The following is a 16,379-nucleotide window of genomic DNA, read 5'->3' as shown; positions in this document are numbered from 1 at the left end:
CTCCCGGCCCATGACTTCCTTCATAAACCCTTCGACATCCATTCCGCGAGCCAAAACATGGCCATGCCCTCGGTGGGTAGTCGTAAGAGAATCCTGGCTCTGCAACGCACTGGCAACCCCTACTGCGACGGCCTCCTGACCGATGCTCAGGTGGATAAACCCCGGCACCTCGCCATTTGCAAACAAACGGCTGAGTTCGGTTTCCACCAGACGGATCAGACTCATGGAGTCATAAAGCTTAAGCAAACGTTCCTGCGTGTCAGACGCCTGTCTTTTATCTTCGGCACTCATGATTTCGCTTCCTCTTTGCATGTAACTGGTTGGACAGGCCGCACCGTTGCGACAATGCGATCCGTACCGTCAGCCCCCCTCACCCAGACCTTGTACTGCCCGGAGTTATCTGGATCCGCCTCGCCGCCAGCGGTCAGTTCATCACCGATGTACACAGGCTTCACAAAACGCGCTTCGAGCTCTAGATCGGTGAAAACCTCGGCACCGAAATTACGCTGCAAGCATTGCCAGATCAGGCAGAGCGACATCGTCCCGTGCGCAATGGGGCGCCCCATCGGGGTTGTGGCGGCAAAAGCAGCATCCACATGGATGGGGTTGAAGTCATTGGTCAGCTCTGCATAAGCCTGAACAATGTCTTGTGTGACCGACAGCGGCACGGTTGCCAAAGTGTGTAGTTGTTCCATTCCGGCTCCCCCTTACGCCGCCCAAATCAGGGTCAGCAGGCCTTCAAATAAGGGGCGTTGGTCTTTACCCGTTCCCTGCACCTGCAATTCCACGTATTTACGCGCGCGCCGCATTTCTTTGCCTGCACAAGTCACGCGAATCCGCATCGCTTCACCAAGCTGTGGCAAGGCATGCATTGTCAACTTCTGTTTTGTATGAACATTGCCGGGCGGACGCGGCGCGACCACATCCAGATACGCCCGCATCATGCCCACAATGGCCATGCTGGCCGCTTGTGCGGCATCGTGTGGTTCACCCGCCGACGCTGAACCGAAAATAGCCATCCAGCGCTGTGCTTGCTTGTCGTCATAAACTTCAACGCGCTCGCCCATCAGGGTGCCCGGCTGAAAGTCTTCAAACAGAATAGGAGGCAGAGTCATGGCTGGCCCTCCTCCACTCCAACCACGACAGGTAAAGCCACGCCTTGCACTTCCTGAAACCCTACTCTTACGCGGCGGCCAATCTCCAACTGCGCCTGAACCTCGGCCAGGGCATTCGCCATGACGCGAAAACCCTCATCCATATCGATGATCACGATGGCGTAAGGCGTCATAGACTTGAATACGGGTAAAGGCGCCCGATGAACCACTGTGAAGGTCAACACCGTCCCTGTCGCTTTAGAGACCTTCCATTCCAGTTCAGTAGACTGACACTCTTCGCAAAGGCTGCGCGGAATCAACTGAACATTTCCGCATGCTGTACACCTCTGATAGCGCAACTCACCTTGTGCGGCGCCCTCCCAGAACGGTTGGGTGTGGCTGTTGGGTCGCGGTAGTGGATATGCCATATCACTCATCTCAAGCTCCCAACACCAAAGAACAGTGAGCAGACAAAATGCCGCCGTCGCCATGAACAAAAGCGAGCCTGGCATCCGCCACTTGGCGGTCCTGTGCGTGGCCGCGCAATTGGTGGACGGCTTCAACCACATGGAACATGCCGCCCGCCGCACCGGAGTGGCCATAGGACATCAGGCCACCATGCGTATTGCAAGGCAGTTTTCCCCCTAACCCCAATTCACCCGCGGCTGCAGCCACACCGGCCTCACCTCGTTCAAAGAAACCAATAGACTCCATCTCCACTGCCAGTGTGATGGTGAACGAATCGTAAATTTCTGCGACGTCGATATCCGCTGCAGTGACGCCGGCACGGGCGAATGCCGTTGCGGCAGAGGTTTTGCAGCCAAAATCCACCAAGCTGGGCGCTGCCACAGTATGCTCGTGAGTATGGCCTTGGCCGGCCCCAAGAATTTCAATCGATTGGCCTTTAGCGTCCCGGGCCGCTTCCCGGCTGCTGACTACAATGGCGGCCCCGCCGTCGGAAATCAGGCAGCAATCCAACATATGCAGAGGGTCGGCAATCATCCTGGAATTAATGACCTGCTCGACTGTGATTGGCTCACGTTTATGTGCCTTAGGATGCCGCCCGGCATGACGGCGGTGTTCCACCGCAATGGCCGCCAATTGTTCAGACGTCACCCCATATTGGTGCATATAATGTTTTGCCACCAACGCATAAGACGCTGGCACACTAATGCCGAAGGGCCGCTCAAACTGAGGGTGGCCGACTTCTGATAGCGCCGCCACCGCTCCGTCTCGCGACATGCCGGTCAGACGGTTATCGCCCGTTACCACCAGCACATGCTCACACTGCCCACTGGCCACCAGGGCGGCGGCCTGCATCACCATGATGCAGGCGCTGGCACCACCTGCTTGAATCGCCAGACACGTTCCCGGGTGGATACCAAGGTACTCACAAAATACCGAGGCCAACATCAGATGCGGTTCGGTGAAGGAGTACGCGCACAGTACGCCGTCAATATCCTTGAGTTGCAACCCGGCATCGGCAACAGCTCCCAAAGCCGCCTCCGCGTGCAAGCCCATACAAGTGCTGCCCGGCAGTTCACCGACTGCCGTGTCATAAGCACCTGTAATAAATGCATTCATCGTCATTGCCACATACTCCTCAGGGCTTGAAACCCAGACCGCGGGCAATGATGTTGCGTTGGATGTCGCTCGTCCCTTCGCCAATTACATAGACAAATGCATCACGATGAATACGACCGACCGGGTATTCCCGCATGATGCCCGCTCCCCCATGGATGCGAATGGCCTGTTCGCTGACTTTCAGAGCAGTTTCCGTGGCAATCAGCTTGATTTTGGCCGCTGTCGGGGCATCGAGGCGATCTTGGTCGACCAACCAGGCCCCGTAATACACCATCCACCGTGCGGCTTCGATATCCGTAGCCATATCCGCCAGCTTATGCGCCACTGCTTGGTAATCGCCAATACGCTTTCCTGCCACAATGCGATCGTCGGCAAACGCTTTGGCGGCATCAAACGCGGCGCGGGCCATACCCAGCGCATTGGCGGCAACGCCCACCCGGTTCTCACTCAAGCATTCCAGCAATAAAGGATAGGTACCCGTCCGTTCACCCAGAAGGCAGTCATCCGGCACAAAGACATCTTCAATATGGATGAGCGCGGTTTCCGAACCACGAATGCCTTCCTTTTTCAGCTTGTGAATCTCCACACCCGTTCGGGGCAGCTCCACAATGAACAGACTGATGGCGTCCGGCTTGAGTTCAGGCGAGGTGCGCGCTGCCAGCATGAGAAAATCTGCAATCGGCGCGTTAGTGATATAGAGCTTGCTGCCGTTTAGCTTCCAACCGCCTTCGACTTTCTCTGCTTTAGTTGTCATGGCCCGGATATTGGAGCCGCCATCAGGCTCGCTCAGGGCAAAACCTGCGATCTTCTCACCAGCTAACGCAGGCTGGAAAAACCTTTCTTTCTGGCTTTGGGTGCCACTTTTCCAAATTGGCCAGATAGACAAGTGAGTCTGAGCAGACCAGCTCGTAGCAAATGCCTGGCTCATGTAGCTGAGCTCTTCGCGAACGATGCAGTCGCTCACTTTGTCCATACCGCTACCGCCATCTTCGGCGGGATAACGGACTCCCAACAAACCCAGCTCGGCCCAACGCTTGAAAACGTGTTTGGGAAAACGTTCATTCTCTTCAGCGTCCTCGACCAGAGGCGCCAGTTCGTCGCGGCACAGGCGGCGAATGGTATCGCGGACGGCTTCATGTTCAGGCGAAAAGGAAAAGTTCAACGACATACAAGACTCGACAAAGATTTTCTGTATAGAGAATATAATTCACACGATATATAAATCATCCTAGCAAAAACCCCTAGAAGAACGAACCGTAAAAAGAATTAATCTATCAGATAATTACTATTCTCTATACAGAATACGATGAACAAACTATCAAACCCTTCCTTAAGCACAGCCACCCACCGTCTTGAAGCCCTGCTCAACGCTCGCAGCGTGGCCATCGTCGGCGCTAGCACCGATCCGTTGAAAATTACCGGGCGCCCTATCGCCTATATGCAAGCCAATGGCTACACAGGCAATATTTATCCCGTCAATCCGGGGCGTACAGAGGTACAGGGGCTTAAGTGTTACCCCAGCATCTCGGCCATTTCAGAACCCGTGGATTTGGCCATTATTGGCACTGCTGCCGCCAATGTAGAGGCGTATATTCAGGAAGGGATTGCAGCCGGCGTGAAGGCCTTTGTCGTTTTTTCTTCAGGCTTCGCCGAACTGGATGAAAGCGGGCGGGCTATGCAAGAACGTCTGACCGCGTTGGCGCAGGCCCACAACGTAGCCATCGTCGGTCCCAACTGCCTGGGTGTGGCCAACAGCCGTTCAGGCCTGATCGCAACCTTCACTACGGCCCTGGAAAGCCATGAACTGCTGCGCGGAAATTTTTCGTTTATCAGCCAGAGCGGCGCCCTGGGCGCCTACTGGATGGACATCGTGTTGCGCAATAGCATTGGCTTTGCACAATGGATCACCACAGGCAATGAATGCAATGTCGATGTCGCCGAAGCGATTGATTTCCTCGTCGATGACCCAGACACCCAAGTGATCGGGCTTTATTTAGAAGATGCCCGCAACACGCGGGCGCTGCGCCGTTCCCTGGAGCGTGCTGCTTTAGCGGGCAAACCGGTGATTGCCATCAAAGCCGGGAGCTCCCAGGCCGGCGCTGCTGCAGCGGCCTCCCACACAGGCGCACTCGCAGGCGATGACGCTCTGTACGATACCTGCCTTAAGCAATACGGCGCCTTACGCGTCGACAGCCTGACGGAAATGATGGATGCCGCACGCTTGCTGCTGCATAACGCCACCCCATTGGGGCCGCAGCTACTTGTCATGAGTGTGTCCGGTGGCGCCGGCGTCCTGATTGCTGATGCCTGCGAACCCCACAACATACAGTTACCGGAGCTGAAACCGGAGATTAAAGAGGCGCTGCGGCCTGTCATCCCCAGCTTTGTTCACCCCAACAACCCCCTGGATATTACCGGCCACGTCTTGCAGGATACGCCGATGATTGCGCGTGCCATGCGCACGGTCTCCGCTGACAAAGATTTGAACGCCATCGTTCTGTTCATCGGAATGATGCATAGTATTGCTGATTCGTTTGTGGACGCCTTGGCCGAAGCACGCCGCTCTATTCATTGCCCGATCATTGTGATCTGGGTCGGGGCAATGGATGAAAGCATCCAAACACTAGAACATGCCGGCATCCCGGTATTTTTGGATATACCGCAAGCAACCACTGCCATGGCCCGCTGCTTATGGTTAAGCAAGGCTCACCGAACCATTCAAGAAAGGGGAAGCACCCCTTTACCGGCCCCAACAGTGGGTGCAGCCAGAGCACTTGCCCCGCTCTCCGAATGGCAGGGCAAGCAATTGTTACGCCAGCACAAAGCATTGCCACTTCCCCAGAGCTGGCTACTCCAGCCTGGCGACCCGTGCCCCGTTGCAGCCACCTTTCCTCTGGTAGCCAAACTTCAGGCGCCGGATTTGCTGCATAAAAGCGATGCGGGCGGGGTGATTCTGCATATCAATGATGCAAGCGCCCTTGAAGCAGCGGTTCATAAACTGCACGATATCGGTAGAACCCTCAAACTTCAGATGGAAGGTGTACTGGTAGAGCCAATGCTCGCTTACGATCACGAACTGCTATTAGGGCTGCGCCAAGACCCGCTTTTTGGCCCTGTTCTAACATTAGCGCGTGGTGGGGTGGAGGCCGAACTGGATCCCGACGTCGTCAACCTGCTGTTACCGGCCAGCGCGCAAGACGTCGAGCAAGCGCTTGAAAGCCTGCGCTGCGCTGCACTGTTACATGGCTATCGTGGCCGTCCCGCCGCTGATATTCCAGCCATTTCCCAACACATAGCAAAGCTGTGCGCTTGGTTTGAACAACAAGCGCTGCGCGAAGTCGAAATCAACCCCTTGGTAGTAAAAGGCGACCAGATTTTTGCCCTGGATGCATTGATCACGCCAACACAATGACGCGCTCGCCGTTGGTTAGGGAGCCCTTGATTAACATTGGCTCCTCAATAGCGAATATGATTCACTTTTCGTTTCGCAGGCAAGTTTCATGACTCAACCATCACCACCAGAAAAATTGGTGGGAGCACTGAGCTCTGGGCTCAAGGTGCTGCGTTACCTCTCTCAAACCTCTACACCGCTTGGTGTGACGCGGATCGCCAAAGACCTAGGCCTGAACTCCAGCACCTGCTTTAACCTGCTTAAAACGTTGGTCCATGAAAGACTCATCACTTTCGACGAAGCAACAAAAACTTATTCCATCGGTTTAGGCTTGGTGGAATTGGCCAAGGGCTCCTTGGAGAAAGCATCGTATGCGCGCCTGATGCGCCCGCACCTGCTTGAGCTTGCCGAGCGCCACAACAGCACCATTACGCTCTGGCAACGCACCGGCTCCGACCGGGTGGTGTTGGTCGACCTTGCTGATAGCGGCTCGCCCATGCGAATCCATATGAGCATTGGCCAACGCCTTCCCATGTATATCGCTGCATTAGGTCGATGCATGGCCGCACACTCCGGGCTCACTCCAAACGAACTCAGAAGCAAGCTCAGCGGCCTGCGTTGGCAAGACGGCCCGAGTTTTGAAGTGTATATGCAGGAAGTCGAGAAAGTACGCGAGCGAGGTTACGCCATTGACCATGGTAATTATGTCAGGGGCGTCATTACGGCCTCTTCACCTATTCTTAACAGCCAACGCCAGCCTGTGATGGCTGTGAGTGCAGTAGGGTTTGCTTCTCAATTTTCAGACAGTGCGTTGAAATCGCTGGGGGAGGACCTGAGAAACCGCTGCGAAGAAGCGTCGGCTGCGATCTCTGGCGGAATCGTCACTCAGATCTACACAGCCAGATCGGAAGAAGAAGAAAAATATGCGTATTAAGCTGGCCGGGTGTTGAAACCACTCACTGCACGACAATACATTACCTAAAACGTAATAGGCCGTTATCCACGTAGGATAACGGCCTTAACCCTTCTTAAAGGGCATCAGTTCGCCCTATGCTGAAACGCCCAACCTTACTGGGACACCACTTCCCTGGCGACCTTGAGGTCACGAGCAATGGTATCGGCAAACGGTTTTCCGGGCTGGCCAACGAACAGTGTGCCGGCGTGACGTGTCAGAGAGTTTTGTAGCTCCTGTTCGGCCACAACCTGCTGCAACAACACTTCCAATTTTTCGTAAATGGGCTGTGGGGTATCTGCATGGACACCGTAACCCACAAAAATATACAGCGAATAGCCGGGATAACCGCTTTCCGCCACGGTTGGAACGTCAGGCACTATATCCAGGCGCTCATCGCTCCCCACTGCCAACGCCCGCAACTTACCGGATTGAATCAGCGGCAGAGCCCCACCCAAATCTACCCAAGCCACATCAACGGTACCGCCTATGACATCGTTAACCGTTGGCCCAAAACCCTTGTAGGGAATGTCGTTGAACTCGACGCCCGCGCGCTTGGCCAGCACACGTGCACCCAACCGGTAGGTATTCCCATACAAACCCATGCTGACATTCTCAGGCGACTTGGCAGCCGCATCCAACACATCTTTCAGGCTATTGAAGGGGGAACCCACTGCCGTCACCAGCACGCCAACGTTGTTGGTGAGATGGAGAATCGGCTTGAGATCATCGGGGTTGTAAGGCAGTTCTTTCTGGAACAACGGGTTGATAATCGGTGCACTGGGGGTGATCAGCACGACTGTATAGCCATCGGCGGGCGCGTTCAGCGCAGTCGTTGTTCCCAAAATAAGGTCGGCGCCCGGCCGGTTCTCCACCACAACCGGCTGGCCTGTCAGCTTCTGGAAGCCATCGGCCAGTGCGCGGGTGTTGGTGTCAGCCCCACTACCAGGGCCAAGCGGCACAATAAACCGCAGCGGCTGTGACGGGTAATTGTCGGCCGCTTGTGCTTGCATGGTTGGCGCAAGGCAAGCAGCGGACATCAGGGCGGCCATTAAGTACTTCTTCATTACATTGTCTCCTTCAGGAATTCCAGCAACGGTTTCAGCCATCACTTGGTAGCGTGTAGCACCTGTTGCCAGGCGCCGTTTTTCTAAATCTTGAAAAGCTGTTTTCGCCTTTTTATGAACGCGGTTTATAAGGTGCGAGAAATAATCTCCTTCATGATTTCATCGCTCCCCCCATAAATCCGGCCGACACGAGCATCCACCCAGGCACGGCCGATCTGGTATTCGGTCATATAGCCGTAACCGCCGTGTAATTGCAGGAACTCATCCAGCAAGCGGTTTTGCAAAGTGGTGGCGTTCAATTTGGCTGCTGCCGCCAGCTCTGGAGAAAGCTTTTTCTCCAGATGCAAGGCAATACATTTATCCACAAACACACGCAGCATGACCGCCTGCGCCTTCGCTTCAGCGAGCTTGAATTTTGTATTTTGAAAACCCAGCACCGGCTGACCGAAAGCTTTGCGGTCACGGGTGTAATCAATCGTCTTTTGCAAGAAGGTTTCGATTGAAGTCGCCGCCCTCACCGCGATGACCAATCGCTCCTGAGCCAGCTCATGCATCAGGTACGAAAAGCCTTTGTTTTCCTCGCCAAGCAGGTTGCCGACCGGCACCCGAACATTGTCGAAAAACAGTTCTGACGTATCTTGTGCAAGCAGGCCGATCTTTTCCAGGCGGCGCCCTTTGCTGAAACCTTCCATGCCGTCCTCGACAACCAGCAGGGAAATTCCCTTTGCACCGAGGTCTGCCGATGTCTTGGCCACGACAATCACGATTTCAGAGTTAATGCCATTCGTAATAAATGTCTTTTGCCCGTTGAGCACATAAAAGTCCCCTTCGCGGCGAGCTGTGGTACGGATCGCTTTCAGGTCGCTGCCTGCTTCAGGCTCTGTCATGGCGATGGCGCCAATCAGCTCTCCACTGGCCATCTTCGGCAGCCAGCGGTCTTTCTGTTCGGTGGTGCCGTATTGATAGATGTAGGGCGCGACAATATCGGAATGCAGCGGAAAACCCAGGCCACTGGCGCCGGTGCGAGCGACTTCTTCAATTAGAATTGCTGCGTGGCCGAAATCACCACCCGCGCCGTAAGGGTCGGGCAACATGGTGTTAAGCAAACCTAGCGCGCCCGCCTTGCGCCAGACTTCCTTAGGAATCACCCCCTGGCGTTCCCATTCGGGGTGAAAGGGGCTGATTTCATCTTTAAAGAAACGTTGCACTTGTTCGCGAAAGTGTTCGTGATCATCGCGGAAGATGGTTCGGTTCTGAATGTTCTGCATGAGTTTCTCTCGTTCTAAAGTTAGATTGCAGGGTCAGGCGTCGCGGTCGGCCTGGCCTCGAATCCCGGCTCCGCAACATCCCGGTATTCCTCTTTAAGGGTTCTCCTGAGGATTTTTCCGGTTTCAAGTCTTGGAATTCTTTGTACGAACACGACGCGTCGGGGGATCTTCACCCGAGAAAGCGCCCCAATGGCATAGTTGACGATGTCTAAAGCTAAAGCTTCATTGGGCGTCACGCCTGCGACAGGCACGACAACTGCCAGGGGATGTTCCCCCAAGTCGGCATGTGGAACGCCTACCACAGCGACGTCGGCCACAGCGGGGTGCGCCGCCAGCACATCTTCGATTTCCTTGGGGTAGATATTCACCCCGCCCGAAAGAATGAGATCGGAGCGGCGGTCGCTGAGATACAGATACCCTTCCTCATCGAGGTAACCCAGGTCTCCATAGGTTGCCCAGCCCTTTTCATTGAACGCCGCTTTGGTTTTGTCCGGATCATTCAGATAGGTAAAAGGGGCAATACCTGAAAAGAAGATTCTTCCCACTTCATGCGCAGGCAACTCTTCCCCTTCTTCCGACAGGATATGAATGGTGCCACTGACAGCCCGGCCCACCGAACCAGGGTGCTTGCGCCATTCCTGAGCAGTGATCAGGGTGACGCCACAGCTTTCAGAACCCGCGTAATACTCAACCAGGATGTCACCCCACCAATCCAACATGGCCTGTTTAACGTGTACAGGGCAAGGCGCTGCGGCATGGACTGCGTATTTCTGGCTTGAAACGTCGTACTGCTCACGACATTCCTGCGGCAATGCCAGGATTCGCTGGAACATCGTAGGCACCCACTGGCTGTGAGTGACTTTGTGCTTATCAATCAGGGCCAGCGATTGCTCTGCATCGAACCGCTCCATAATGACGATACGCCCGCCCGTATGCAGAACTCGCAGACAGGTCCGCAAGGGTGCGGCATGGTAGAGGGGCGCAGTCGAAAGATAGACTGTGCCTTCATTAAAGTTAAGCTGCCTGACCCAGAACGCCAGTTCCGGGTCGGCTGCACCTTGCCGGACGGCAGGCTCAAACAACGATTTCTTAATACCTTTGGGGCTACCTGTTGTACCCGATGAATACAGAAGATCCCGCCCAGCCGGGCGTTCAGACAAGTCAACATAAGCGGGCTTGCCGGCCAGGTAAGCGGCCACAAGCGACTGCAGCGACACCCGGCCGGGACGCTCATCCACCATGTATTTGGCCGGTGTATCCAGTTTGTTCGCCTGAGCTTCCGTTTTCTCGGAAATAAACAGCATCTTCGCCCCGCAGTCGCGCACGATATAACTGACTTCAACCGCAGTCAGATGCGTGCTGATCACTACGATGTAGGCCCCCACCAGGCGCGCTGCCAGCGCCAGATCGAGAATCTCAACTCGATTTTCTAGAAGGACTGCAATCGTATCTCCGACGTCGATACCTTGGTTCACCAGCCATTGCGCGTAGTTTCGCGATCGCTGTGCCAGTTCACCTGCTGTGTACTCAGCCCCCGACCCGGCCATGGTAACCGCGATGCGCTCGGGCCTGGCATCAGCCCAGCAATGAAAATCGAACAACGTATGTCTCCTGTGCTAATGCTGGTCTTTGAAACCCAACAGACCAGTAAGCGACTATCTCAATAGCTTTAAATGATACTCACATCTCAATAAAACATCAATAAATTATAGAAAAACCAGTAATTACCCTAATTACAGCGAGTGAAGCATTCAATAGAATGCGATAAAACCTATTTTTATGAGACAATCGTCCCAAGTATTACGCAATTCAAAAGGAGAACAGCTTGAGCCAAGCATTTATCGTGGATGCCATCCGCAGCCCCATGGGGCGCATCAAAGAAGGCGGTGCTTTCACTTCGCTTCATCCGGCCGATTTGCTGGCCCAGGTGTTGAAAAGCCTGGTCGAGCGCAATGGCTTGGATCCTGCTGAAGTGGAGGACGTCATAACAGGCTGTGTCAGCCAAGTCGGCGAGCAATCAGGCACACCCGGGCGTGTAGCATGGCTGGCCGCTGGTTTCCCCGAAAGCGTGCCTTCCACCACTATTGACCGCAAATGTGGCTCCAGCCAGCAAGCCGTACATTTCGCAGCACAAGGCATCATGGCCGGCATGCAAGACATCGTCATCGCCTGCGGTGTCGAATCCATGAGCCGCATCCCCATGGGCTCCGCCCGCATGGGCCAAGACCCGTACTCGCCCGCCATGCAGGCGCGTTACGCTCCCGGCCTGATTTCCCAAGGCGTTGCTGCCGAACTGGTCGCTGCACGTTACGGCTTGAATCGCGACACTCTGGACGCCTACGCCGCACAATCACATCATCTAGCGCACACCGCTAGCGAAGCCGGGCAGTTTGCTCGCGAGATTGTGCCTATCACCGTGGATGGCAAGCAGGTGCTGATCGACGAAACCATTCGCCCCGGCACCACAACAGAACGTCTTGCCACGCTCAAGCCCGCTTTCTTCGCGCCCGAGTACGAAGCGCGCTTCCCCGATATCAACTGGCACATTACTGCCGGTAATTCTTCGCAAATGACAGACGGCGCTTCTGCCCTGCTCATTATGAGTGAGCGCGCCATCAACCGCCTGGGCCTGCAGCCACGCGCTCGGTTTGCTGGGTTTGATATTTGCGGCGACGACCCTGTTGCCATGCTCACCGCCCCCATACCGGCAACCCGCCGTGCCCTGAAGAAAAGCGGCTTGAGCCTGGAACAGATCGAACATTACGAAATCAACGAAGCATTCGCTTCTGTACCGCTAGCCTGGCAAAAAGAAATGAAGGCCGATGGCCAACGCCTGAACCCTCGCGGTGGCGCCATCGCGCTTGGGCACCCTCTGGGTGCGTCCGGCGCACGCCTGATGACCACGATGCTGCACGCCCTGGAAGACAACAAACAGCGTTACGGCCTGCAGTCTATGTGCGAAGCGGGCGGTATGGCCAACGCCACCATTATCGAACGTATTTAATTCAGCATCATGATAGATGGCAGGTTAACGCTGCCATCTATCTGTTCCAAGGAGTTTTAGAGCCAGAAACTGAGCGGCCCGACACTCCACTTGAGAACTGACGTCTGTCAAACCACAAATTGAGAGTACCTTTATGAAACTGCAGAATATGTCCGCCGTCGTGACGGGCGGCGCATCCGGCCTAGGTCTTGCCACTGCCAAACAGCTTGCCGAGCGCGGCGTATCAGTGGTGATCGTCGATATGAACGAAGATCAGGGCAACAAGGTTGCCCAGGAGAACGGCTTTAAGTTCGTGCATGGCGACGTCACCAATACCGACCACATGAATACCGCCTACGATGAGGCCGAAGCCATGGGCCCACTGCGCGCATTAGTTCATTGCGCCGGTGTCGGCGGCCCAGTTCGCCTGATTGAAAAAACCGGCGAACCGGGTTCGCTTGAAAAATACGAATCTATTGTTCGCGTCAACCTGACCGGTTCTTTCAACGCCCTACGCCTGGCCGCTGTGCGTATGGCGCGCAACGAACCGATTGATGGCGAGCGCGGCGCCTGCGTGCTCACCGCCTCAATTGCCGGTTATGAAGGACAGATCGGCCAGATTCCCTATGCTTCCGCCAAGGCCGGCATTATTGGCATGACCCTGGTCGCCGCTCGCGACCTGGCTTCACGCCATATCCGTGTATGCACCATTGCTCCCGGTCTGTTCGACACCCCCATCCTGGCCAAGCTGCCCGAAGAAGTCAAAAGCTCGCTCGCCGCGTCGGTACCCAACCCACCGCGCCTGGGTCATGCCAACGAGTTCGCCATGACGGCCTTGCACATTCTTGAGAACCCCATGTTGAACGGCGAAACTATCCGTCTGGACGGTGCCCTGAGGATGGCGCCGCGCTAACACGGCCGCGTACGCGCTAAAGAGGCGACGTATTGTCTTAACTTAATCAGGAAAAAAGATGGAACAAGCCCCCCTGATCGTTGAGGTTGAGGACCACGTCATGACCCTGACCCTCAACCGCCCCCATGTCCGCAACGCAGCAAATATCGAGCTCGCCACCCTCATGGCCGAGGCCATCGACCGCTTAGAGTCTGATAGCAACCTGCGGGTGGGCATCATTACTGGTGCTGGCAGCAATTTCTGCGCCGGTATGGATCTCAAGCGCTTCTCCACCGATGGCACACGCCCTTCCCTGCCTGATAGAGGGTTTTGCGGCATCACTGAGAAGCAGCCAGAGAAGGTTTTGATCGCCGCCATCGAAGGCTATGCCTTGGCAGGAGGTTTCGAGCTCGCACTGGCTTGTGACCTTATCGTTGCGTCCAACCAGGCTCGTTTTGGCTTGCCTGAAGTGAAGCGCGGCCTGGTCGCCGCAGCGGGCGGGGTCATGCGCTTACCGCGCAGGATTCCCTACCATATCGCCATGGAATGTATTCTTACCGGCGACATGCTGGATGCCGAAGCCGCTCATTCCTACGGGCTGATCAACCGCCTGGTATCTCCTGGCGAAGCCTTAAATGGTGCCAAAAAACTTGCAAGCGCAATCGCCAAAAATGGTCCTCTGGCAGTCGCAGCAAGCAAGAAAGTTGTCATGCGTTCACCCGAGTGGAGTCCGTCCGAAATGTTCAAGCGCCAGAACGAGATCATCGCGCCGGTGTTTGATTCCGCAGATGCCAAGGAAGGCGCACTGGCATTTACCGAGAAGCGCGAACCCAACTGGAAGGGCATGTAAAAGCTTCGGCCTGTACCCCTGCGAGAGGTGACAGGCCGAATTTTTTCACTTGGTACCCGCTCAATGAAAAGCCGCTGTAACCATCTCATGGCTACAGCGGCTTTCCTTCAAGACAACCATACTGCGCCGGCATCCCCTTTTGCCAAAGCCTCCTGAATTTCTTGCGTATGCTGCCCTAAGGCGGTAACCGCCCCGGGCCTGTACGCCTGACCATCGAAACGCGGCGCTGGGCTGGCCTGCAACACGCCATCTCGCTCGAAGTAAATTCCTCTTGCCTGGTTATGGGGGTGTGTCGCCGCCTTCGTTGGGCTAAGCACCACACCAAAGCACACGTCAGTACCTTCAAACAGCGCCTGCCAGTCTGCCTGATTTTTACCGCGAATGATCCCTGCCAGCCGTGCCCGCTGCAAATGCCAGGATGCTCGATCCCATTGCTTGCCCTTGAACAAAGGGTCTTCCTCCAGGCCCAGCATCTTTAGCAACAGATCGAAGAACTGAGGCTCAATCGAACCCAGCGTAATGTACTGGCCATCGGCACATTCGTAGGTTTGATAAAACGGCGAGCTGTCATGAATGCTTGTGCCCCGCTCATCATTCACATAGCCGGACGATTGCGCTTTAAGCAGTAGGTTCAACATGTGCGCCGAGCCGTCGACAATCGCAGCATCGACTACGGTTCCTTTGCCGGTTTCCCTCGCATGCAGCACGCCGGAGAGAATACCCACTGCAAGGTACATCGCCCCGCCGCCAATATCGCCTAAGGAGGCGAAAGGCGTGAGAGGCGGCGTGTCAGGTTGACCAGAATGCCAAAGGGCTCCCGACACCGAAATATAGTTATTGTCATGACCTGCAGCATGGGCAAGCGGGCCATCCTGCCCCCAACCTGTCATGCGCCCATACACCAGGCGCGGGTTAATCTTGTGACAATCTTCCGGCCCCAGGCCAAGGCGTTCCATCACACCCGGCCGCATGCCTTCTATCAGCACATCAGCCCCCTTGATCAACTCTTCGACCAAGCGCTTGCCTTCCGATGTTTTCAAATCCGCAACCACGGAACGCTTGCCACGATACAAAATGCTTTTTGTATCTTTTTCCTCTGGACGGCTGACCGATATGACGTCGGCGCCGAGATCTGCCAGGTGCATGGCGCAAAAAGGCCCCGGGCCGAGAGCGCTAATTTCTACGACCCGTAAAGAAGATAGCATTTTCATATATATGTATCGCCTGCTGAAACCGTTAAACCGTTCAGCCTTGCGGCCAATATTCAGTAAGAAATATTTCCTAGTGCAGCTTCGACGCTGCGAACCACGGTAATCAGACGCGGACCAAGATCAGTTTCAAAGCTGCGCCCTTGCTCACTAAAGACGGGCACTGATGCAGCAAAAACCCAGCTCTCACCATCTATGGGTTTTCTCATGGGCACCGCAATACTCACAATTTCCCTATGCAGGTCACCGTGGCTACGACAGAAACCGTATTCCTGTAAGTCATGAACGGTCTCGGCCAGTCGCGACTCTAGCCAGGTCGCTCGCTCACTGTCGCGCTTGCGCAATCTTTCCAGATATTCTTCACGTTCTGCCTCAGGCCATGAACTAAGATATGCGCGCCCAGATGCAGTGCGAGATAAGGAAATACGCATGCCTATTTCAGGCCGGAAGACCTGACTTTGACGGCCTTGAACCAGCTCTGCGTAAAGTAAATTGGGCCCCTCGCCGACTGAGAGCTGAATTTGACCAACGATGTGGTTAGCGAGATCTTGCATCATGGGGCGTGCCAACTGCCGGATTGTCATCCTAGCCAGCACAGGCGCACCCATATTGAGCAATGCGATGCCTGGCTGATACTTGGAAATACGCTCCGAGTATCGCAGCAGGCCCAGCTCGCATAGAGTTTCGAGCAGGCGAAATAGCGTAGGTTTGGGCAAGCCGGTCATTTCAATAAGCTCCCGGCCGCTCAATTCTCGCGACATGGGAGTGAAACAGCGCAGTATGCTTATGCCCCTGGCCAACGCACTGACCAGTTGGTTTTTATTTTCTGAGACCATAATGCTTTTTTCGAAACACAGGTCTTATTATAGCCTTTAATAATCTTATTTTTTGATTTTTAAGCCTAAGGCTTTACCCGGGTATATCAACCCGCTGCGCTCTGAGAGGCGCGCCCCCGGCTGTTTGACCGTAAGCGTCCGCTGAACGCACATTGAATCCTGAGGTCCTGCGTAAGAGGATACGTGTCCATTATTTTTGTTGGTGGACACGTGAACACTATTGATAAGAGCACTTCGGGTCGACGCCGGCGCCG

The 16,379-nt window shown here is 55.2% G+C and carries 16 protein-coding genes; 5 read left to right on the top strand and 11 right to left on the bottom strand.

Annotation, left to right across the window (positions count from 1 at the left end; genetic code table 11):
- From VRY85_RS14805 to VRY85_RS14780, 6 genes are all read right to left on the bottom strand, one after another.
- Nucleotides 1-291: thiamine pyrophosphate-dependent enzyme (locus tag VRY85_RS14805; RefSeq protein ID WP_414599374.1), on the bottom strand; the 291-nt coding region annotated here is incomplete at its 3' end.
- The gene (locus tag VRY85_RS14800) at nucleotides 288-695 is read right to left on the bottom strand and encodes a MaoC family dehydratase (protein WP_414599373.1); all 408 of its coding nucleotides are present in this window, start codon (nucleotides 693-695) and stop codon (nucleotides 288-290) included. The genes VRY85_RS14805 and VRY85_RS14800, both read right to left, overlap by 4 nt.
- A gap of 12 nt (nucleotides 696-707) precedes the next feature.
- Nucleotides 708-1,115 carry a hypothetical protein gene (locus tag VRY85_RS14795; RefSeq protein WP_414599372.1) on the bottom strand — a complete coding sequence of 136 codons (408 nt, stop codon included), beginning with the start codon at nucleotides 1,113-1,115 and terminating at the stop codon, nucleotides 708-710.
- On the bottom strand, nucleotides 1,112-1,522 hold the full coding sequence (locus tag VRY85_RS14790) for a Zn-ribbon domain-containing OB-fold protein (RefSeq protein WP_414599371.1): 411 nt from the start codon (nucleotides 1,520-1,522) through the stop codon (nucleotides 1,112-1,114). The genes VRY85_RS14795 and VRY85_RS14790 overlap by 4 nt, the downstream gene beginning before the upstream one ends.
- A gap of 10 nt (nucleotides 1,523-1,532) precedes the next feature.
- Nucleotides 1,533-2,684: a thiolase family protein gene (locus VRY85_RS14785; RefSeq protein WP_414599370.1), complete on the bottom strand. Its 1,152-nt coding sequence runs from the start codon at nucleotides 2,682-2,684 to the stop codon at nucleotides 1,533-1,535.
- 13 nt (nucleotides 2,685-2,697) lie between these two features.
- Nucleotides 2,698-3,846, bottom strand: a complete 1,149-nt coding sequence (locus VRY85_RS14780; RefSeq protein ID WP_414599369.1) for an acyl-CoA dehydrogenase family protein — start codon at nucleotides 3,844-3,846, stop codon at nucleotides 2,698-2,700.
- Nucleotides 3,847-3,984: 138 nt separating this feature from the next.
- Between VRY85_RS14780 and VRY85_RS14775 the strand changes: the two genes are divergently transcribed.
- Together VRY85_RS14775 and VRY85_RS14770 are read left to right on the top strand one after the other, a co-directional pair.
- Complete coding sequence (locus tag VRY85_RS14775; protein ID WP_414599368.1) at nucleotides 3,985-6,090, top strand: acetate--CoA ligase family protein; 2,106 nt, start codon at nucleotides 3,985-3,987, stop codon at nucleotides 6,088-6,090.
- Nucleotides 6,091-6,178: 88 nt separating this feature from the next.
- Nucleotides 6,179-7,003 carry an IclR family transcriptional regulator gene (locus VRY85_RS14770; RefSeq protein WP_414599367.1) on the top strand — a complete coding sequence of 275 codons (825 nt, stop codon included), beginning with the start codon at nucleotides 6,179-6,181 and terminating at the stop codon, nucleotides 7,001-7,003.
- A 134-nt stretch (nucleotides 7,004-7,137) separates the two neighbouring features.
- On the opposite strand, the gene VRY85_RS14765 is transcribed toward VRY85_RS14770, so the two are convergent.
- The 3 genes from VRY85_RS14765 to VRY85_RS14755 form a co-directional block, all read right to left on the bottom strand.
- Nucleotides 7,138-8,088 (bottom strand): Bug family tripartite tricarboxylate transporter substrate binding protein, encoded by a 951-nt coding sequence (locus VRY85_RS14765; RefSeq protein ID WP_414599366.1) that lies wholly within the window; start codon nucleotides 8,086-8,088, stop codon nucleotides 7,138-7,140.
- 125 nt (nucleotides 8,089-8,213) lie between these two features.
- Complete coding sequence (locus VRY85_RS14760) at nucleotides 8,214-9,356, bottom strand: acyl-CoA dehydrogenase family protein (protein ID WP_414599365.1); 1,143 nt, start codon at nucleotides 9,354-9,356, stop codon at nucleotides 8,214-8,216.
- A gap of 20 nt (nucleotides 9,357-9,376) precedes the next feature.
- Nucleotides 9,377-10,957, bottom strand: a complete 1,581-nt coding sequence (locus VRY85_RS14755) for an AMP-binding protein (RefSeq protein ID WP_414599364.1) — start codon at nucleotides 10,955-10,957, stop codon at nucleotides 9,377-9,379.
- A 224-nt stretch (nucleotides 10,958-11,181) separates the two neighbouring features.
- Between VRY85_RS14755 and VRY85_RS14750 the strand changes: the two genes are divergently transcribed.
- The 3 genes from VRY85_RS14750 (at nucleotide 11,182) to VRY85_RS14740 (ending at nucleotide 14,081) form a co-directional block, all read left to right on the top strand.
- Nucleotides 11,182-12,360 carry a thiolase family protein gene (locus VRY85_RS14750; protein ID WP_414599363.1) on the top strand — a complete coding sequence of 393 codons (1,179 nt, stop codon included), beginning with the start codon at nucleotides 11,182-11,184 and terminating at the stop codon, nucleotides 12,358-12,360.
- Nucleotides 12,361-12,493: 133 nt separating this feature from the next.
- Complete coding sequence (locus VRY85_RS14745) at nucleotides 12,494-13,252, top strand: SDR family NAD(P)-dependent oxidoreductase (RefSeq protein WP_414599362.1); 759 nt, start codon at nucleotides 12,494-12,496, stop codon at nucleotides 13,250-13,252.
- Between the two features lie 58 nt (nucleotides 13,253-13,310).
- On the top strand, nucleotides 13,311-14,081 hold the full coding sequence (locus VRY85_RS14740) for a crotonase/enoyl-CoA hydratase family protein (protein ID WP_414599361.1): 771 nt from the start codon (nucleotides 13,311-13,313) through the stop codon (nucleotides 14,079-14,081).
- Between the two features lie 107 nt (nucleotides 14,082-14,188).
- Here VRY85_RS14740 and VRY85_RS14735 read toward each other — a convergent pair whose 3' ends face one another.
- Both VRY85_RS14735 and VRY85_RS14730 read right to left on the bottom strand, forming a co-directional pair.
- Complete coding sequence (locus VRY85_RS14735; RefSeq protein ID WP_414599360.1) at nucleotides 14,189-15,292, bottom strand: CaiB/BaiF CoA transferase family protein; 1,104 nt, start codon at nucleotides 15,290-15,292, stop codon at nucleotides 14,189-14,191.
- 53 nt (nucleotides 15,293-15,345) lie between these two features.
- On the bottom strand, nucleotides 15,346-16,125 hold the full coding sequence (locus VRY85_RS14730; protein WP_414599359.1) for an IclR family transcriptional regulator: 780 nt from the start codon (nucleotides 16,123-16,125) through the stop codon (nucleotides 15,346-15,348).
- Between the last annotated feature and the right edge of the window lie 254 nt (nucleotides 16,126-16,379).

This window comes from Achromobacter sp. F4_2707, from assembly GCF_047501535.1.
Classification (GTDB): Bacteria; Pseudomonadota; Gammaproteobacteria; order Burkholderiales; family Burkholderiaceae_B; genus Yanghanlia.
This window is presented reverse-complemented; position numbering and strand designations above follow the sequence as displayed.